This window comes from Pseudomonas sp. UC 17F4, from assembly GCF_900101695.1.
In the GTDB taxonomy this organism is placed as follows: Bacteria; Pseudomonadota; Gammaproteobacteria; order Pseudomonadales; family Pseudomonadaceae; genus Aquipseudomonas.
In genome coordinates, this window is the sequence record NZ_FNKV01000001.1 from 2,626,681 (window position 1) to 2,644,123 (window position 17,443).

General features: G+C 62.4%; 16 protein-coding genes and 3 pseudogenes. 10 read left to right on the forward strand and 9 right to left on the reverse strand.

Annotated elements, in window-relative coordinates:
- Positions 1-12: 12 nt before the first annotated feature.
- Entirely contained in the window at positions 13-459 is a 447-nt protein-coding gene (locus BLR26_RS12245; RefSeq protein WP_093380906.1) for an acetyltransferase, read from the reverse strand.
- A gap of 269 nt (positions 460-728) precedes the next feature.
- Here BLR26_RS12245 and BLR26_RS12250 point away from each other — a divergent pair, with 269 nt between their 5' ends.
- From BLR26_RS12250 to BLR26_RS12270, 6 genes and pseudogenes are all read left to right on the forward strand, one after another.
- On the forward strand, positions 729-1,391 hold the full coding sequence (locus BLR26_RS12250) for a hypothetical protein (RefSeq protein WP_045194840.1): 663 nt from the start codon (positions 729-731) through the stop codon (positions 1,389-1,391).
- A 431-nt stretch (positions 1,392-1,822) separates the two neighbouring features.
- On the forward strand, positions 1,823-2,779 hold the full coding sequence (locus tag BLR26_RS12255; RefSeq protein WP_093380910.1) for a LysR family transcriptional regulator: 957 nt from the start codon (positions 1,823-1,825) through the stop codon (positions 2,777-2,779).
- A gap of 118 nt (positions 2,780-2,897) precedes the next feature.
- Positions 2,898-3,158 (forward strand): annotated as a pseudogene (locus BLR26_RS27705) (PAS domain S-box protein); the annotation flags it as partial.
- Between the two features lie 357 nt (positions 3,159-3,515).
- Positions 3,516-4,463, forward strand: a pseudogene (locus BLR26_RS27710) (methyl-accepting chemotaxis protein); the annotation flags it as partial.
- A gap of 9 nt (positions 4,464-4,472) precedes the next feature.
- Positions 4,473-6,230, forward strand: a complete 1,758-nt coding sequence (locus tag BLR26_RS12265) for a putative bifunctional diguanylate cyclase/phosphodiesterase (RefSeq protein ID WP_093380915.1) — start codon at positions 4,473-4,475, stop codon at positions 6,228-6,230.
- 77 nt (positions 6,231-6,307) lie between these two features.
- Positions 6,308-6,943, forward strand: coding sequence for a hypothetical protein (locus tag BLR26_RS12270; RefSeq protein WP_093380918.1), 636 nt, complete (start codon positions 6,308-6,310; stop codon positions 6,941-6,943).
- Here BLR26_RS12270 and arsH read toward each other — a convergent pair.
- From arsH to BLR26_RS12285, 3 genes are read right to left on the reverse strand one after another with little or no spacing between them, the layout of a single operon-like run.
- Positions 6,914-7,606 (reverse strand): arsenical resistance protein ArsH, encoded by a 693-nt coding sequence (gene arsH / locus BLR26_RS12275; protein WP_093380921.1) that lies wholly within the window; start codon positions 7,604-7,606, stop codon positions 6,914-6,916. The genes BLR26_RS12270 and arsH overlap by 30 nt on opposite strands.
- A gap of 12 nt (positions 7,607-7,618) precedes the next feature.
- Positions 7,619-8,089 carry an arsenate reductase ArsC gene (locus BLR26_RS12280; protein ID WP_093380924.1) on the reverse strand — a complete coding sequence of 157 codons (471 nt, stop codon included), beginning with the start codon at positions 8,087-8,089 and terminating at the stop codon, positions 7,619-7,621.
- Between the two features lie 12 nt (positions 8,090-8,101).
- A complete protein-coding gene (locus BLR26_RS12285) occupies positions 8,102-8,446 on the reverse strand; it encodes a metalloregulator ArsR/SmtB family transcription factor (protein WP_045194829.1) in 345 nt (114 codons plus the stop codon).
- Positions 8,447-8,616: 170 nt separating this feature from the next.
- Between BLR26_RS12285 and BLR26_RS12290 the strand changes: the two genes are divergently transcribed.
- Positions 8,617-9,657, forward strand: coding sequence for a DUF1176 domain-containing protein (locus tag BLR26_RS12290; RefSeq protein WP_176794239.1), 1,041 nt, complete (start codon positions 8,617-8,619; stop codon positions 9,655-9,657).
- 73 nt (positions 9,658-9,730) lie between these two features.
- On the opposite strand, the gene BLR26_RS12295 is transcribed toward BLR26_RS12290, so the two are convergent.
- Positions 9,731-10,516, reverse strand: coding sequence for a sulfite exporter TauE/SafE family protein (locus BLR26_RS12295; protein ID WP_045194827.1), 786 nt, complete (start codon positions 10,514-10,516; stop codon positions 9,731-9,733).
- A 501-nt stretch (positions 10,517-11,017) separates the two neighbouring features.
- Positions 11,018-11,641 (reverse strand): helix-turn-helix domain-containing protein, encoded by a 624-nt coding sequence (locus BLR26_RS12300; RefSeq protein ID WP_093380930.1) that lies wholly within the window; start codon positions 11,639-11,641, stop codon positions 11,018-11,020.
- Positions 11,642-11,762: 121 nt separating this feature from the next.
- Between BLR26_RS12300 and BLR26_RS12305 the strand changes: the two genes are divergently transcribed.
- The 3 genes from BLR26_RS12305 (at position 11,763) to BLR26_RS12315 (ending at position 14,426) form a co-directional block, all read left to right on the forward strand.
- Positions 11,763-12,893, forward strand: coding sequence for an NAD(P)/FAD-dependent oxidoreductase (locus tag BLR26_RS12305; RefSeq protein WP_093380933.1), 1,131 nt, complete (start codon positions 11,763-11,765; stop codon positions 12,891-12,893).
- Between the two features lie 19 nt (positions 12,894-12,912).
- Complete coding sequence (locus BLR26_RS12310; protein WP_093380936.1) at positions 12,913-13,290, forward strand: RidA family protein; 378 nt, start codon at positions 12,913-12,915, stop codon at positions 13,288-13,290.
- A 71-nt stretch (positions 13,291-13,361) separates the two neighbouring features.
- A complete protein-coding gene (locus BLR26_RS12315) occupies positions 13,362-14,426 on the forward strand; it encodes a YkvI family membrane protein (RefSeq protein WP_093380939.1) in 1,065 nt (354 codons plus the stop codon).
- A gap of 54 nt (positions 14,427-14,480) precedes the next feature.
- Here the strand turns inward: BLR26_RS12315 and BLR26_RS27715 are convergent, their stop codons facing one another.
- The 3 genes and pseudogenes from BLR26_RS27715 to BLR26_RS12325 form a co-directional block, all read right to left on the reverse strand.
- Positions 14,481-15,266 (reverse strand): methyl-accepting chemotaxis protein, encoded by a 786-nt coding sequence (locus BLR26_RS27715; protein WP_371128674.1) that lies wholly within the window; start codon positions 15,264-15,266, stop codon positions 14,481-14,483.
- A 117-nt stretch (positions 15,267-15,383) separates the two neighbouring features.
- Positions 15,384-16,367: pseudogene (locus BLR26_RS27720) on the reverse strand (cache domain-containing protein); the annotation flags it as partial.
- A 175-nt stretch (positions 16,368-16,542) separates the two neighbouring features.
- The gene (locus BLR26_RS12325) at positions 16,543-17,427 is read right to left on the reverse strand and encodes a LysR family transcriptional regulator (protein ID WP_093380945.1); all 885 of its coding nucleotides are present in this window, start codon (positions 17,425-17,427) and stop codon (positions 16,543-16,545) included.
- Positions 17,428-17,443: the final 16 nt, after the last annotated feature.

Genomic DNA, 17,443 nt, shown 5'->3' on the forward strand with positions numbered 1-17,443 from the left:
CCCAGAACCGTTTCAGGCCGTTGCAGCCGGCAAGCTCATGTTCAGCAACGGGAACGGCCGGCCTTCGCCATCCAGCGGCGAACGGCCAGTCTGAACAAAGCCGTAATGCAGATAAAACCCCACCGCCTGGGGATTTTGCTCGTTTACGTCAACGCTCAGGGTATCCCGCGAATCATGCGCGTAATCCAGTAGCGCTCGGCCAATGCCTTGCCCGCGCAGGTCGGGATCAATGAAGAGCATCTCAACGTGGGTTTCGTTGAGCCCGATAAAGCCCAGCGGGCGGTCTTCAGTGTCTACTGCAACCCATAACTCAACCGCGGGTAGGTAGACGTCGCGCAGTTGCGGCAGCAGCGCGTCTATGTCGGATGCTTGTAGGAAGTGGTGGGTGGCGCGCACGGAGCGCAGCCAGAGGTCGAGCAGTTGCGGGTAGTCGGCAGCGTTTGCCTGACGAATGATCATGGAATCATCCTTGTGCACTTGATATCGGAGTAGAGGTACGCCAGGGAAGTGTCGGCATCTGTATGACCGCTTCGCGAGTTAACGCCTGGGCAGTGCACGGCAGAGGTAGCCGAAAAGGAGGGGCGGAAAAATTACTGAGTCTCTTTCGATGTGTCAAGAAAACTGGACGCTTGCGAGGCGTCAAGGAGCAACGCAGGGACATTAGTGCTCAGGATGCGATAGCATTGAGCCATTAACGAAGATTTTGCTCACCTGCAAGGGAATGTCTGATGTCGAAAAAAATGGGTTCTCTCGGATTGGCCTTGGCCGTGACCCTCGGAGCCAGCTCGTCGGCAATGGCCGAAGAAAAGCTGTTCAAGGATTTTGCCTTTGACTCGCCACGGTCAGCCTATACCGAAGCCAAGGGCTATTACGACTGCTCGGAAGATCTTCTCGCTCCCGCCATGTGCAAGGATGATGTGGACTTTATCGGCCACAAATTTACCCTGGCCCTGGTATTTGCAGGCGGCAAACTGAACACGGTTTCGCTGATCAGTGACTTCGATCAGGAGATTTACAACAACGCCATGACAGCACTGAACAAGACGTTCATGTTGAGTTCGATGTCGGACGCCAACACGCAATTGGACTTGATCGAGCTGGCGAGCAGTGCGCGCAATCGCGACGACTACTTGACCCGGTATACCCGCTATGAAGAAGTGGGCGTCGCGGCGGGGGATTTCACTTACACCTTCCTTGAGGGGGCCGATACCTCGAAGAAATACTCCAGTGTCCCCACCTTGCTAAATGGCTCTGCAGATAACATCCGCTGCGCCGAGCTGATGCTGACCGGTGAGGGGGCTGACTCGGCGCTGTACATCCGCTTCTCCTTTCCTAACCTGGAGATGAAAAAAGCCGAAGCTGCGGCGCAGAAGCCGGTCGAATCCTTCTGACCGTCACCGCCAGAGCAAACCCCGCCCCGAGCGGGGTTTTTCATGTCTGTCGGGCAAGCAGAAATAATAAATCTTCCAGGTATTCCAAGTTGTTATAGTTGTGTTCGTTATTTTTATTTCAACTTTAATCGACTGCTTTATAGGCTGTTTGGAATAACAAGGAAGCCGCTGCCTTGCCGATGTCTGAAAGTATGTTATGCTCGGAAAGTAACCCCCGCCGCACCCTCTCTCCCTACCTGTTTTTCTCGCCTAAATTGATGATCTACATCAGTTTTTTGCTCGCCTGCGGGCTCTATATTGAGTTTAAAGGAATGAACAACTCTCCCCGCCACGCTGCGAAGTTCTGGTGTGAAAGTTTATAAAACAATAAGGAATCGCCCGTTAGGTTGAGTGCTGTTTTTACGGCGCTCGATCATCATCCGGTGTTACCCATGAAGTCGACCGTTGTCTCTGTTGCGCGCAAACTCAAACTCTATCAATTGGTGGTCTTCGACCAGGTCCTGCGTAGCGGCTCGCTGGTGGGCGCGGCCCAGGCGTTGAACCTGACCCAGCCGGCCGTGACCAAGATCATCCACGAAATGGAAGCCTTCCTTGGCGCCGCCTTGCTGGTGCGCGGCAACCGCGGGGTGCGTGCCACCGAGCTGGGCGGGGTGGTGGTGCGCCGCGCCCATGCCATGCTCACCGAACTGCGCAGCCTTACCGATGAGGTCAATGCCTACCACAGCGGCACCACCGGCCAGGTCATGGTCGGCTCGCTGACCTCGTCATCGGCCTTGCTGTTGCCGCATACCCTGCGCCTGCTCAAGGAGAGCGCACCAGGGGTGCTGGTGACGGTGCGGGTCGGGCATATGGACCAGCTGTTCTCAAGCCTGTTGGCCGGTGAGCTGGATATTGTCGTCGGGCGCATTCCCGATGACTGGCGCTGGCACGAGCACGAGCCGCGGCTCAAAGTCGATGTGCTGTGCGAAGAGGGGCTGTGCATCGTCGCCGGTGCCGAGCACCCGCTGCACGCCAGCGGCGGGCCGCTGAGCCTGGCCGAGCTGCATCCGTTCCCGTGGATTCTGCCGCCGCGCAGCGGTCTGTTGCGGCGTACCGTCGACCGCCTGTTCGAGGAACTGGACCTGGGCCCGCCGGCCAACGTCATCGAGTCGATCGCGGCCCTGACCAACTACGAATTGATGCAGGACCAACAGACCGTCGGCTTCTTCCCCCTGCAAACCACCCGGCAACTGGCCCAGGGCGGCAAGCTCAAGGCCTTCGACCTTGGCAAGCCGCTGAGCTTTGGCAGCATCGGCTGCTTCTACTCGGCCAATCGCAGCCTCGACCCGGCCAGCCGGCTGTTCCGTGAATGCCTGACCCTGGCCAATCAGCCCGGCGAGCAAAATTAACCAGGTATTCCATATCGCTATAGCTACAGCCGCTCTATTCATGAGGTATGGCCAATTGCCACACCTACAATGCGGGTAATTACACCCGATTGATCTCGCAATAACGGATACCCAGCGCATGAGAAGCAATCTGCCGGTCACCCAGCAGGAAGTCATCTTCCAGAACCAACAGCGGCTGATTTCTGCCACCGACCTGCACGGCAACCTGACCTACTGCAACGACGAGCTGGTGGCCATCAGCGGCTTCAGCCGTGAAGAGCTGATCGGCAGCCCGCACAATATCGTCCGCCACCCGGACATGCCCGAAGCGGTGTTCGCCCACATGTGGTCGTACCTCAAGGCCGGCAAGAGCTGGATGGGCATCGTCAAGAACCGCTGCCGCAATGGCGATCATTACTGGGTCAGCGCCTATGTCACGCCGATCCTCGAGGGGGCGACGGTCGTCGGCTACGAGTCGGTGCGGGTCAAGCCGCAGCGTGCCGATATCGAGCGTGCCGCCGCGCTTTACCAGCGCATCCGTACGGGCAAAAAGAGCTGGAGCTTCAAGCACCTGGCCAAGGCTGTGAAAGAGCAGGCGCTGGCGCCGGTGGCGCTTGGCGTGCCTTGCCTTGCCGCCGTGTGGTACCTCGATAGCTGGGCGGCGCTGGCCGTGCTGGCCTGTGGTTTTGTCGGCATGCAGGTGGCTGCGCACTGGAACCTGCAGCGCAAGTTCGCCCTGGCCCGGCGTGCCACCGCCGACAGTTTCGACAGCGAACTGATTGCCCGCACCTACACCGACGAGCATGGCGCCGTGGCGCAGTTGATGATGTCGCTGATCAGCGAACAGGCCAAGGTGCGCACCGCCCTCAGCCGTTCCGGCGACTACGCGCAGAAGACCGAAACCATGGCCGGCGAAAGCGGCAAGCTGGCTCAGGCCTCCGAGTCGTCGTTGCAGCGCCAGCGCGACGAGACCGACATGGCCGCTACTGCCATGACCCAGATGGCGGCGTCTATCTCCGAGGTTTCGACCCACATCCACGACACCGCCCGTGAGGCCGACGACGTCAACCAGCTGACCCGGGTCGGCTCCGAAGAAGCCGGCAAGACTCGCCTGGTGATCGAGAAACTGCAGGACACGGTGAACCAGATCAGCCAGTCGGTGGAAAATTTTGCCGACGAGACCCAGTCGATCCAGATCGCCTCGAACATGATCCGCCAGATCGCCGACCAGACCAACCTGCTGGCGCTCAACGCCGCCATTGAAGCGGCGCGGGCCGGCGAGCAGGGTCGTGGTTTTGCCGTGGTCGCCGATGAGGTGCGGGCGCTGGCGTTCAAGACCCAGGAGTCGACCGAAACCATTCAGACCATCATCCAGTCGCTGCACAGCGCCGCCAACCAGGCGGTGGATATCGCCCGCCAGGGCAGTGACGAGGCCCATGCCGGTGTCGATCAGGTGATCGCCACCCAGAACGCCCTGGAAGGCATCGGCGTGGCGGTCGAGCATATCCACCAGATGACCGAGCAGATGGCCGCCGCCTCCGAACAGCAGGCCCATGTCGCCGAAGACATCAGCCGGCAGATCACCACCATCGCCCAGGTGTCCGAGCAGAACGTCGACATAGCCGCCAGTTCCGCCAGCATCGGCCGTGAGCTTGAACACACGGCGCATGAAATGTATGCGCTGGTGGACCGCTTCAACCGCTAGGCCGCGATCATGACCCGAGAGGATTTCGACAAGCTTGCGGCCAACGCTGAGCGTGAGCTGACCAGCATTCCCTACGCGATTTTCGAGGCCGCCGCCGATGCGATTGTCATCACCGATGAATGGGGGCGGGTGCAGGCGATCAATGCCGCGGCGCAGAAGCTGTTCGGCTACAGCTTCGCCGAACTTGCCGGTGCGAATATTTCCCGGCTGATGCCCAGGGCCTACGCCGAGCACCATGATCAGTGCCTGGCGTCCTACCGTGCGGGCGGCGGGCGCAAGCTCAACGGCCTGGTACGCGAGCTGCTCGGCAAGCGCAAGGACGGCTCGTTGTTCGATTTGCACGTAAGTGTCGGCGAGCTGTTGCTGGGTGGCCGGCAACTGCTGATCGGGGTGTGCTATGACATCAGTGAACAGCTGCAGATGCACCGGCGCATCAACCACCTGGCCAGCCATGACACCCTGACCCACTGCATGAACCGCAGCGCCCTGCATACGCGCCTACAGCAGGAGATCGCCCTGGCGCAAGCGCAGGTGCAGCAACTGGTGCTGGTGTTCATCGACCTCGATGGCTTGAAAATCATCAACGACAACCATGGTCATTACGTCGGTGACCGGGTGCTGGTTGGCGTCGCCGAGCGCTTTCGCCAGTGCCTGACCGGTGCGGGGTTGCTGGCCCGGGTTGGCGGCGATGAGTTCGTGGTGGTGGTGCGTCAGCCGTTTGCCGAACAGGGTGGCATGGGCCTGGCCACACGGCTGTTCGAGTGCCTGCAGGCGCCGCTGCGGATCGACGGCATGGCCTTGGCTGTGCGCGCAAGCCTTGGCGTCAGTACCTGCGCCAATTGCCGGGAAGGGCAAGCGCCGGCGCCGGATCAACTGATCATCGATGCCGACTTTGCCATGTACCAGGCGAAGAAGGCCGGCGGCAATCGCATCGCTTGTTTCAACCCGGCCATGCGCATCACCCAGCAGCGCGAGCAGCAGCGCCTGGAGCGTCTGCGCCAGGCGATCGAGACCGAGCAATTGCAGCTGCATTACCAGCCGCAGTTCGAGCTGGCCGACCCGCAACGGATCACCGGCCTTGAGGCTTTGCTGCGCTGGAACGACGGCGCCAACGGCCCGGTATCGCCCGAGGTGTTCATCCCCCTGGCCGAGCAGAACGGGCTGATGTCGGCGCTCAATGTCTGGGTGGTGACCCGTGCCTGCGCCGACAACCGGGCGCTGATCGAAGCCGGCCTGCTGGATGTGCCGGTGGCGGTGAACATGAGCGGCTACTCGTTCATGCAGTGCGATTTTGTCAGCAAGTTGGCGGCGGTTCTCGAGCGTAGCGGCCTGGCGGCCAACCGCCTGGAAATCGAAGTGACCGAAACCGCCGCGCTCAAGGATATCGAGCAGGCCCGGCAGAACGTTTTGCGCTTGCAAGGCATGGGCGTGCAGGTGTCGATCGACGACTTCGGTACCGGCTACTCATCGCCTAGCACCTTGCGCGCCTTGCCGTTCGAGAAGCTCAAAATCGACCGGGTGTTCATCAGCGAGGTGCAGAGCAACCCGATCGACCAGGCTATCGTCAATGGCTACCTGATGCTGGCCGAGAGCCTGGATCTCCAGGTGGTGGCCGAGGGCATCGAAACCCGCGAGCAGCTCGATTACCTCAAGGCCCAGGGCTGTAGCCTGGGCCAGGGCTTCTGGTTCTGCCGGCCGTTGCCGATGGACAGGTTGCTGCAGTTCGTCATGGGCCGTGAGCATGCCGGACGTCGGTTGGTGAGGTAGCGCCAGCAAGGCTTGCCTACACTCATCGGTCGCCTGTGCAATGGATGCATGGGGCCATTTCATGGAGATCAGTGGCAATGAATTCGCCCGGAAAAGGACTTCCCGAGACCTTCCTGCAAGCCGCCGCCCTGCGCGAGCACGACCGTTACCCCGAGGATATGGACTGGCAGGCGCTGGTCCATGCGTTTTTCCCCGACAGCGTGGTCGGCATGGCCCAGTCGCTGTCGAACATCACCGGGGCCTTCTATGGCCTGATGCTGGAGCAGGCCGGGGAAATGTTCGGCCGCGAGCACATCAATCGCCTGTCCGAGCGCATGTTCTATCGCCTCGGCCGGCGCATGGCAGCGCGGCACATGGCCAGCCAGGTGCAACTGGAGCGCGACGCCCGTGGCCTCGGCCGGTTGGTGGTGGCGGCGATCTTTACCTCCAGTCCGGAATACCGCCTGCACATCCTCGAATTCGGCGCCGAGCAGGTGTTTATACGCATCACCGGCGCCGACCGCTACCACCGCATCGCCCGTGAACTGGGCTTCGAAGACGTGCTGCAGTGGCCGGTACTGCGCGAGTTTTTCCGTGGGCTGGGGGATGAGCTGGGGATTACCGAGCGCTTCGCACTGGCCATGGAACTGGTAAGCCTGGATGACGACAGCCGGTGTGATTATTCGCTGGCTATCGTCAGGCGCTCAGATCGAACGCTGGCCGACCCGCTGTGACAAGGCCTCGGCCGACTCCTTGCGCTCGGAGTAGCGATCGACCAAATGCTCGCTGCGCCCGCGCAGCAGCAGGGTGAACTTGACCAGCTCTTCCATGACGTCGACCACGCGGTCGTAGTAGGCCGAAGGTTTCATCCGGTCGTTACCGTCGAATTCCAGCCAGGCCTTGGGCACCGAGGACTGGTTGGGGATGGTGAACATACGCATCCAGCGCCCCAGTACCCGCAGCTGGTTGACCACGTTGAATGATTGCGAACCACCACACACCTGCATCACTGCCAGGGTTTTACCCTGGGTCGGACGCACCGCGCCCATGGCCAGCGGCACCCAGTCGATCTGCGCCTTGAACACCGCCGACATGGCGCCGTGGCGCTCGGGCGAGCACCACACCTGGCCTTCGGACCATTGCATGAGGTCGCGCAGTTCGACCACCTTGGGATGGTCCTCGGGCGCGTCGTCGGGCAGGGGCAGGCCGCTGGGGTTGAAAATCCGGGTTTCGGCGCCCAAGTGCTCCAGCAGGCGCGCAGCTTCCTCAGTCAGCAGGCGGCTGAACGAGCGTTTGCGGGTCGAGCCGTAAAGCAGCAGGATGCGCGGCTTGTGCCCGTCATGGGCGGCGTTGGCAGGGATCAGGTCGAGGTCGAGATTGGGCAGTTGATCATTCATGGGAGAGTCCTTTTACAAGGTGCCGATGCGGTCAATTTCAGCCTGCAGCTGATCGCGGCTCAGGCGCTCGAAGGGCAGGGCGAGGAAGGTTGTGCAGCGCAGCGCGATACGCGCCAGGGTGGCGTCGAAGGCGGCATCGAGCTGGGTGTCGGTGCCGTGGATTTCGGACGGGTCCGCCAGCCCCCAGTGGCTCTTCAGTGCCGGGCCGAAGTACAGCGGGCAGGCTTCGCCAGCGGCGTTGTCGCAGACGGTGATGACGATGTCCGGTGGGTTGTCGACGAAGGTGTCGTTGCCTTTGCTGGTCAGGCCGCTGATACCGATGCCGGCGCGTTGCAAGGTCGACAGGCTGCGAGGATGCACCTGGCCCTTGGGGAAGCTGCCGGCACTGAGCGCTTCGAAACCGGCCGGGGCCAGGTGGTTGAACAGCGCTTCGCACAGAATGCTGCGGCAGCTGTTGGCGGTGCACATGAACAGGATTCGCATGGGGCGGACTCCTTAGCAGCAGGTTGCGCGGGCAGGGCGATCACCCATGCCGTCGAGGCGGGTGCTGTCGGCGCTGAGCCACTGGCCGTTGGCTTCAAGGGTCAACTGCAATACCTGGTTGACCCAGGCCGGCAGTTGCGGGTTAAGCCGGTAGTACACCCACTGGCCCTGGCGGCGGTCGAGCAACAGGCCGCAGCTGCGCAGTTGCGCCAGGTGGCGGGAGATCTTTGGCTGGCTGTGGTCGAGCGCGCACATCAGCTCGCAGACGCACAGTTCACCTTCGCGGGCGATCAGCAGCGTGGCGCGGGCACGGGTTTCATCGGCGAGGCATTTGAACAGGGCGGTGGGGCTGAGCATCGAATCGGCCTTTTACATGTGGAAATTCGAATATACGGATTTCCATATGTTTTTGGCAAGCCGGTTGTCTAATCAGCCAGCCGCTGGTGAACTCAGCATCATTACCCTGGAGCAGTACTTTCAGGATGCCCAGCGTTAGAATGCGCCGTTTACCTGAAACGGAATTCATCATGAGCGCACCGTTGCACGCCGCTTTTCTCACCTTGCTGGCCTTGCCCGGTGCTGCCCACGCTGCGGCGGCAGAACCGGTACCGCTGTACCAGCCCCTCAAGGACTGGGTGGTGGGCTGTGACAACACCCGCCAGTGCACGGCGTTGGCGGCCGATACCCGGGCGGACATGCCGCTGGGCATCCAGGTAATGCGCGGGGCCGGCCTCGATGGCCAACTGCAGGTGACGATCTTCAGCAACAGCTCGCTGGAGGCGCCGTTGCAGCTCGATGGCCAGCCGCTGGCACTACCCTTGAGCGAGGCTCAGGAGGACGGCGTGGTGTTCTGGCACGCCAGCGGCGAGCAGGCGATGGCCCTGCTCAAGGCCATGCGCAACGGCGCGCGCCTGACCTCGCAGAGCAATGATGGCGAGCTTGGCAGCTCTCTGAACGGCCTGACGGCTTCGTTGTTGCTGATCGATTCGGTGCAGGGGCGGGCAGGGCATCGCAGCGCCTTGGTGCGCACAGGGGATGCGCCGGATAGCGCCGTGCCTTCTGCGCCAGTACTGCCCAAGCTGGCGCCATTCGTACGCCCCGAGCCGATGGGTGAAGCAGAGGCCAGGCGCATCAGCGAGGTGGTCATGACTGCCACCGCAAACGACTGGCGCGATCCCGACGCGGACTGGACCCCGGACAGTGCCCAGGCCTATGCCTTGAGCAAGGACACGGCGCTGGTGAGCTTTCGTTTCGGCTGCGGTGCCTACAACTGCGAGTACGCGCTGTACACCACTTCGCGGGCGCATCCCGAGCAGGCGAAGGCGCTGCACCTGGAGAAGATTGCGGCGCAGGAGCAGTGGGGCGACTTTGGCGGTTCGGTGGGCTATGACCCGGACTCCGGGGTGCTCAGCAGTTTCATCCTGGCGCGGGGCATTGGCGATTGCGGCATGGAACAGAGCTGGCGTTTTGACGGGGAGCGCATGCGACCGCGCTCGCTGTCACGCATGGGCAGTTGCACTGGGAACTGGCCAGACAAGTGGCCGGTGCTGTGGCGTACGCAGGATTGACCCTGGGGCTACTGCGTAGCCCATCGCCGGCAAGGCCGGCCCCACAGGGATTGGTGTTGCCTGAAAGCCTTGATCAGAACGCCAGCTTGTAGCCAATCATCAGCAGCATGCCCGCCAGGCACGGGCGCAGGATGCTGTCGGAAATTCGCCCGGTCAGGTGGCTGCCCATGTAGATGCCCGGCAGCGAGCCGAGCAGCAGGTAGCCGAGCAGCGACCAGTCCATGTTGCCCATGCTCGCATGGCCGAGACCTGCGACCAGGGTCAGGGGCACGGCGTGGGCGATTTCGGTGCCGACCAGGCGGCGGGTGACCAGGTACGGATAGAGCAGAAACAGCGCCACGGTGCCCAGGGCGCCGGCACCGATCGAGGTCAGCGAGACCATGACGCCGAGCACCACGCCGGTGACTACGGTCAGCAGGTTGAGGCTGGTGCCGCTCAGGTGGTAGCGGTCGCCGGCGTGTTTGCTGGCGAAGGCCTGGAGTTTGCTTTTGAACAGGATGGCCAGGGCGGTGAGCACCAGGACCACGGCCAGGCCTTGCTTGATAATGGCGTTGGCGGCCTGGGTGTCGGCATCGAGGCTGGCGAGGAACCACAGGGTCAGGGCGGCGGCCGGGACGCTGCCAAGGGTCAGCCAGCCGGTGATTTTCCAGTCGATATTGTTGTTTTTGCCGTGGACCCAGACGCCACTGGCTTTGGTGATGGCGGCGTAGAGCAGGTCGGTACCTACGGCGGTGGCGGGGTTGATGCCGAACCACAGCAGGATCGGGGTCATCAGCGAGCCGCCGCCGACGCCGGTCATGCCGACGATGAATCCAACTACCAGGCCTGCAATGGTGAAACCGAAAGAACCTACATCCATAAGTAACCTAAACGCCCAACGTGCCCGTGATCGGATGGCAGCCAGCATAAAGGTTTTTTTATAGCCAAATAGACTTGTTCGTTATTAGGTTATAACTGGGTCGAGCTTCGGGAGGGTTTGCACCATCCATTTGCCAGGGTGTGGCTTAGTCACCTTTCCGCCCTTACGGCGGCTTACTTTTTTCAGTCGAAAAGTAAGCAAAAATTCTCGCCCCACCAGTGGGCCCTGCGCTGCGCTTCGGGTTCCCTCGCTCCGGTGTCGCTACGGGGCATTGCGAACTTCGAGTTGCAAGCAACTCTACGTTTCGCAACTTCGGCTAACGCCGAAGGTGCTGCGCACTAGCCCCTTCGCAACACCTGCACTCGGCCCTTCTGGTTAACGGGGCCGGTAGATCAAGATCAAGAGCACAATTCGCTTCGCTCTTGTTGAGCGCGTAGCGCTGTGGGAGCGGCGGTGCGACGTCTCGACTTGACCCGCGATGCGGTGTTACAGACAACGCTGTTACCGATCCGTCATCACCACCATCACATGCGCATCGCCGCCATCTTCCGTCTCGGAAAGATAAATATGCCCGACATTGCTGTTGAAGTACGCCGTCTCCTGCGGGCCGATACTCACGGCTTCACCGGTTTCGAACACAATCCGTACACGCCCGCTCAGCACCAGGGCAAATTCCTGCCCGGGGTGGCGGATGAATTCGTCGAACTGTTGCCGCTCGCGAGCGATGATCCGGGCGTACATCGGGGTCATCAGGCGCTGCGGGAATTCGCCGGCAATCGGGTGGTAGTCGTAGGTGCCGGTGCTGTAGCCGGGGGCGCTGGGCAGGGAGTTGACCACTACGGTGGTCGGCACTGGCACATCGCTTACGCCTGAAGCGCGAAACAGCTGGGCGATATCCACCTGCAACGCCCGCGCCGCCGCCGCGAGTTTTTCGTAGCTCACCGAGACCTGCGCCAGTTCCATTTTCGACAGGGTCGAGACCGGTACCCCGGACAGCGCCGACAGTTGCTTGAGCGTCAGTTGCTGGGCCTTGCGCACGCTGCGCAGGCGCGCGCCGACTTCGGCGCGGTCAATCAGCGGCAGCGCGCCAGGGCGGGTGTCGGCAGGGGGGCGGTCGGCACTCATCAAGCATCTCGGTCAGGTAAAACGGATGCGCATCTTACCGTGAGCGCTTGCATAATCCGAAATTCTCAGATATTAGAATTCTCACAAATGATAATTTCATCTCGGAGGTGATTGCATGGCTATGACACAGACCTTCGACATCGTGATCATCGGCGCCGGTATTGCCGGTGCTTCATTGGGCTATCGGCTGGCGCCAGGGCGCCAAGTGCTGATGCTTGAACGCGAAGCCCAGGCCGGCTACCACTCCACCGGGCGCTCGGCGGCGATGTTCATGGAGGCCTATGGCACCCCGCAGATCCAGGCGCTGACCCGCGCCAGCCGGGCCTTTTATGAGTCGCCGCCGCCGGGCTTCTGCGAGCATGCACTGCTCGAACCGCGGGGTTGTCTGTATGTGGCGACCCTGGAGCAACAGGCGCTGCTCGCCAGCACCTATGCACAGAGCCAGGCCAACGGTACCGAAGTGACCTTGCTCGACCGCGACGGGGCGCTGGCGCTGGTGCCGAGCCTGCGCGCCGAGGTGGTGGCCGGCGCGGTACTCGAACCCGGCGCCATGGACCTGGATGTACACGCGCTGCACCAGGGCTTCTTGCGCGGTTACCGCCAGGCCGGCGGGCACTTGCACTGCAATGCCGAGGTGGTCGAGGGCAGTTACCACGAAGGTTACTGGCAGCTCGTGATGGCCGACGGCAGCTGCATTCAGGCGCGCCAGTTGGTCAACGCCGCTGGCGCCTGGGCCGATCACATCGCGGCGGTCTGCGGCGTACAGCCGGTCGGCCTGCAGCCGTGCCGGCGCTCGGCCTTTACCTTCGACGGCCCGCCAGACCAGGCCTTCAGCCGCTGGCCGGCAGTGATCGGCGTCGATGAGAGCTTTTATTTCAAACCCGATGCCGGGCAGTTGCTCGGCTCACCGGCCAACGCCGACCCGGTCGAGCCCCAGGACGTGATGCCCGAAGAGCTCGACGTCGCCATCGGTATCTACAACATCGAGGCCATCACCACCCTGGCGATTCGCCGCCCCAGTCATAGCTGGGCCGGGCTGCGATCGTTCGTTGCCGATGGCGACCTGGTGATTGGCCGCGATCCGCACAACCCGGCGTTTTTCTGGCTGGCGGCGCAAGGCGGTTATGGTATCCAGTCCGCCGCTGGCGCTTCGCAACTGGCCTGTGCGCTGTTGCTTGAGCAACCGTTACCGGCAACCCTGAGCGCCGAAGGGGTCGAGCCGCAACGCTTGTCCCCGGCGCGTTTTCGTTAACTCCCGAAGGAGATTTCCCATGAGTTCGACTATCGAGCGTATCCCCAGCCACCTGCCATATCCGTTTTCCAAAGCGGTCAAGGTCGGCGGTTTTCTGTTTCTTTCCGGGCAGATCCCCCTGCACGCCGACGGTGAAGTGGTGCGCGGCGACATTCAGGTCCAGACCCGGGCGGCGCTTGAGCGTATCGGTGAAACCCTGGCCGAGTGCGGCGTCGGTTTCGACCAGGTGGTGAAGGCCACCGTGTGGCTGTCCGACATGGCTCATTTCGCCGGCTTCAACGAGGTCTACAAAAGCTTCTTCGCCAGCGGCTACCCGGTGCGTTCCACCGTCAGCGCCGGCCTGGCCCTGGGCGTGGATGTCGAGATCGAAGTGCAGGCCTGGCTCGGCAACGACTGAGTCAGCACGGCAACACTGGGTAAAAACAACAACAAAGGCCCCGCAGGGCCATCGATACCAGAGGGCTGAAAATGAAAGAGCAGCTGAAAATTGCAGGCGCCTTTATCGGCGTGATCGTCGGCGCAGGGTTCGCCTCGGGGCGGGAGCTGTTGCTGTTCTTTGTCGACTTCGGCCTCTGGGGCCTGCTTGGGGCGCTGGTCAGTGCGGCGTTGTTCACCTTTCTCGGCATGGCCCTGGCAAGGCTCGGCAATCGCTTGCAGGCGGCCTCGCACAAGGACGTGGTGTACGCCATCTGCGGGCGTTACCTGGGCTTGTTCGTCGATTTGCTGATCACCTTTTTCATGTTCGCCGTCACTGTGGTGATGCTTGCCGGCGGTGGGGCCTTGCTCGAGCAACAGTTCGCCATTCCGGCGCTGGCCGGCAGTGTGCTGGTAACGGTGCTGGTGGTGGCGGTGGTGTGCCTGGATGTGCAGAAGGTGATTCTGCTGATCGGTGCGGTGACACCGTTCCTGATTCTGGTCGCCACGGCAATTGCCTTGTACGCGGTATTTACCCGCGAGCTGAGCTTTGCCCAGCTTGACCAGGTGGCCAGCCAGCAAGAGGCGGGCACCCGCCATTGGCTGCTCGGTGCGTTCCTGTATGTGTCGTACAACATCGTTGCCGGAGCGCCGATCCTGGCGATTCTCGGAGGTTCTGCGCGCCTGGAGAAAACCGCGATCTGGGGCGGGATTCTTGGCGGCGCGGCGTTGGGCGGGCTGATGCTGGTGATGAGCGCCGGGCTGTTGTCGCGCCTGGACAGCGTGGCCGAGCTGCCGATGCCGATGCTGTCGATTGCCAGCGAAATCTCCCCGGCACTGGGCGTGATCATGTGCGTGATCATCTTCGGCATGATCGTCAACACCGCCGTGGGCACGCTGTATTCGTTTCTGGCGCGGCTGTTGCCGGCCGGCACCCGCAGTTTTCGCCTGGGTTCGGTGGCGGCGGGGGTGGCGGCGTTTGTCTGCAGCCTGATCGGCTTTATCAGCCTGGTCGGCCAGGTCTATCCGTTCTTCGGTTACCTGGGTTTTGTGCTGATGCTGGCGGTTTTGATCGGCTGGCTGCGCCTGGGGCGGGCCAAGCAGGTGCTTGCGGTGTAGCGCGAGAGGATGAAAAAAGGGGCCGCAAGCGGCCCCTTTTGTTTTTCACAGCGGTCAGATCTTGAAGCTGTCGACCAGTTGCTTGAGGCGCCCGGCCTGTTGGGCCAGGGCATCGCAATGACGCAGGGTGTCATTGAGGTTGGCCACGCCTTGCTGGTTGAGCACGTTGATCTGGGTGATGTCCAGGTTCAGGCTTTCCACCACGGCGGTCTGCTCTTCGGTCGCGGCGGCCACCGACTGGTTCATGCCGTCGATCTCGCCGATGCGCTGGGTCACGCTGCTCAGGCGCTCGCCGGCCTGGTTGGCAACCATCACGCTTTCTTCGCTGGAGACCTGGCTGGCGTTCATGTTGTGCACCGCCTCGCGCGAACCGACCTGCAGGGTGGTGATCATCTTGTGGATCTCTTCGGCCGACTCCTGGGTGCGGTGGGCCAGGTTGCGGACCTCGTCGGCCACCACGGCAAAACCACGCCCGGCTTCACCGGCACGGGCCGCTTCGATGGCGGCGTTGAGCGCCAGCAGGTTGGTCTGCTGGGAGATGCCCTTGATCACGTCGAGGATCTGGCCGATGTCGTCGGTGCTGGCGTTGAGGGTTTCGATCTGCTCGCACGATTCGCTGATCTTCTGCGACAGCGAGGTCATCGCCGAAATGGTTTCCTGCACCACCTGACGACCGTCGTTGGCCTGCTCGCTGGCGCCGCTGGCGTGTTGCGAGGCATCGGCGGCGTTGCGGGCGATTTCCTGGGTGGCAGCGCCCAGCTCGTTGATCGCCGCGGCCACGCTGTTGGTGCGCATGCTTTGCTCTTCGGAGCCGATGATCGAGGCGTTGGAGGCGCTCATCACGCGCTCGGACAGGTCGTGGACCTGGCGAGTGGCCGAGGACACTTCGGCAATCGAGGCATGGATACGCTCGACGAACTGGTTGAAGGCACCGGCCAGTTCACCGAACTCGTCCTTGTTCTCGACGACCAGGCGGCGGGTCAGGTCGCCTTCGCCCTGGGCGATGTCCTGCATGGCGCGGCCCATGGTGGTCAGCGGACGCATCAGCACCGGGATCAGCAGGCTCAGCAGGCCGGCGATGGCGGCCACGGCAATGAGCATGGCGATAATGGCCGAGGTACGGAACTGGCTCAGGCCGGCGTAGGCTTTGTCGCGATCGATCGACAGGCCGATGTACCAGTCAGCCGTCGGCAGGCCGCTGACCGGGGCGAAGGAGATGATCCGCTCCTGTTTGTTCAGGGTGACCTCGTGGGTGCCCGGGGCGATGTGCAGGTTGCTGCCCGGGTAGATGTCCTTGAGGTTCTTCATCACCTGGTCTTTGTCCGGGCTGACGATCACCTGGCCGTTACGGTCGACCAGAAATGCATGGCCGATACCGCCGAAGTCCACGGCGTTGATGATGTCCACCAGGGTCGCCAGGCTCAGGTCGCCACCGACCACGCCGAGCAGTTCGCCGCTGGTTTTGCTTTTCACCGGCATGCCGATGGTGACCACCAGGCCGCCGACCGCAGCCATGTATGGCGGGGTCAGCATGGTCTGGTTGGCAGCGACGGCCGCGGTGTACCACGGGCGCTGGCGCGGGTCGTAGCCGTCAGGCATCTTCGCGTCCGGGCGCTGGGTGAACACGCCGTTGGCCTGGCCAACGTAGGTGAACTGGAAGTTGTTGGTGTACGAAGGCTGGTCGACCAGGCCCGGCAGGTCGGCGTTGGCGCCTTGCTGGGCGACGTCCTGGGCGAGGTTTTCCAGGACCAGAATGCGCCCGCTCATCCAGTTCTGCACACTACTGGCAGCTAGTGCACCGGCCTGTTTGACCGACGAGTCGATGTTCTGTTTGATGGTGTTGCGTTGCAGGTAATCGTTGTAAAGGGTGAACAGTGCAAATGCCAGAACCACGACGCCGCAGGCGCACAGCAGGATCTTGTGGCGAAATTTCAGGTTCATGTTCCGAGACCTTGTGCCAGTAAAGAGGAGTGCCGAGCGGCGCTTTTGGCGTGTGCTCGTACCTATCCAGACGGGTATCGGCCGCAAAACTGAAAAATTGATAGGAGTTTTTGCCGCAGGGGCTGACAGGATTTTCCTACAGCCTGCTCTGGCGTGCGTGTTTCAGCCGGGCGCTTTATTGTACGGCCAATAAACGCACCAGCGCCTGTGCGGCTTTTTGCAGTGGCTGGTGCTGGCGCCAGAAGGCATGTACCGGCAACTGCAACTCGTTGCGGGTGTTGCTGAAGTCCAGGCGCACCAGGCGCCCGGCGCCGAGCAATGGTGCTACCCGCGACAACGGAAAGTCGCCCCAGCCAAGGCCGGCTTCGACCATTTCGATGGCCATGGCCAGGCTGTCGGTGCGCCAGTACGCCTTGCCGATCAGCGCGCGGGTGTCGCTCAGGGGCAGGTCGCGGCTGGCCACCAGGATCTGCCGGACGTTGGCCAGGTCTTCGAGGTAAACGATTTGCCGGGGGCGCTGTTGCAGGGCCGGGTGCTGCGGGCCGATACAGGCCACCAGCGACTCCATGCCGATGTTCTGAAAGCGCTGGCGGGCGTCCACCGACAGCCCGGCGAAGGCCAGGCACAGGCTGACGCGGCCGTCGTGCAGCAGTTGCAGGGCATCTTCCTGCGGTGCGCTCAGCACCTCGACATTCAGCAGCGGGTGGCGCTCACTGAGGGTTCTGATCGCCGCCAGCAGGCGGGTGTGGTCGATGTCCGGCACCACGCTGATGCTCAAGGTGCTTTCCAGCCCCTGGGACAGCTCCAGGGCATGCACCTGCAATTGCCCCAGCTGGTTGGCGATCATCCGTGCGTGCGGCTCCAGGGCCTGGGCCATGGCGGTGGGGCGGGTTTCCCGGTGGGTGCGTTCGAACAGGGTGAAGCCCAGTTCCGCTTCCAGGTTGCCAATCGCCATGCTCACTGCCGAAGGCACCCGTCCTAGAGCCCGGGCGGCAGCGGAAAACGAGCCGCGGTCGAGCACGGCGAGAAACAGTTCGATGTTGTCGCTGGAAAAGTTCATGGCAATCTCCTGTCAG

Excerpts from the sequence above, each read along its gene's own strand:
- BLR26_RS12285 (WP_045194829.1), bottom strand. The coding sequence starts at position 8,446 with ATGCTCAGCCCCACCGCCCTGTTCAAATGCCTCGCCGATGAAACCCGT.
- BLR26_RS12255 (WP_093380910.1), top strand. The coding sequence starts at position 1,823 with ATGAAGTCGACCGTTGTCTCTGTTGCGCGCAAACTCAAACTCTATCAA.
- BLR26_RS27715 (WP_371128674.1), bottom strand. The coding sequence starts at position 15,266 with ATGAGCGCCTCCAACGCCTCGATCATCGGCTCCGAAGAGCAAAGCATG.
- BLR26_RS12315 (WP_093380939.1), top strand. The coding sequence starts at position 13,362 with ATGAAAGAGCAGCTGAAAATTGCAGGCGCCTTTATCGGCGTGATCGTC.
- BLR26_RS12245 (WP_093380906.1), bottom strand. The coding sequence starts at position 459 with ATGATCATTCGTCAGGCAAACGCTGCCGACTACCCGCAACTGCTCGAC.
- BLR26_RS12280 (WP_093380924.1), bottom strand. The coding sequence starts at position 8,089 with ATGCGAATCCTGTTCATGTGCACCGCCAACAGCTGCCGCAGCATTCTG.
- BLR26_RS12325 (WP_093380945.1), bottom strand. The coding sequence starts at position 17,427 with ATGAACTTTTCCAGCGACAACATCGAACTGTTTCTCGCCGTGCTCGAC.
- BLR26_RS12305 (WP_093380933.1), top strand. The coding sequence starts at position 11,763 with ATGACACAGACCTTCGACATCGTGATCATCGGCGCCGGTATTGCCGGT.
- BLR26_RS12270 (WP_093380918.1), top strand. The coding sequence starts at position 6,308 with ATGAATTCGCCCGGAAAAGGACTTCCCGAGACCTTCCTGCAAGCCGCC.
- BLR26_RS12290 (WP_176794239.1), top strand. The coding sequence starts at position 8,617 with ATGAGCGCACCGTTGCACGCCGCTTTTCTCACCTTGCTGGCCTTGCCC.
- BLR26_RS12295 (WP_045194827.1), bottom strand. The coding sequence starts at position 10,516 with ATGGATGTAGGTTCTTTCGGTTTCACCATTGCAGGCCTGGTAGTTGGA.
- arsH (WP_093380921.1), bottom strand. The coding sequence starts at position 7,606 with ATGAATGATCAACTGCCCAATCTCGACCTCGACCTGATCCCTGCCAAC.
- BLR26_RS12265 (WP_093380915.1), top strand. The coding sequence starts at position 4,473 with ATGACCCGAGAGGATTTCGACAAGCTTGCGGCCAACGCTGAGCGTGAG.
- BLR26_RS12300 (WP_093380930.1), bottom strand. The coding sequence starts at position 11,641 with ATGAGTGCCGACCGCCCCCCTGCCGACACCCGCCCTGGCGCGCTGCCG.
- BLR26_RS12250 (WP_045194840.1), top strand. The coding sequence starts at position 729 with ATGTCGAAAAAAATGGGTTCTCTCGGATTGGCCTTGGCCGTGACCCTC.
- BLR26_RS12310 (WP_093380936.1), top strand. The coding sequence starts at position 12,913 with ATGAGTTCGACTATCGAGCGTATCCCCAGCCACCTGCCATATCCGTTT.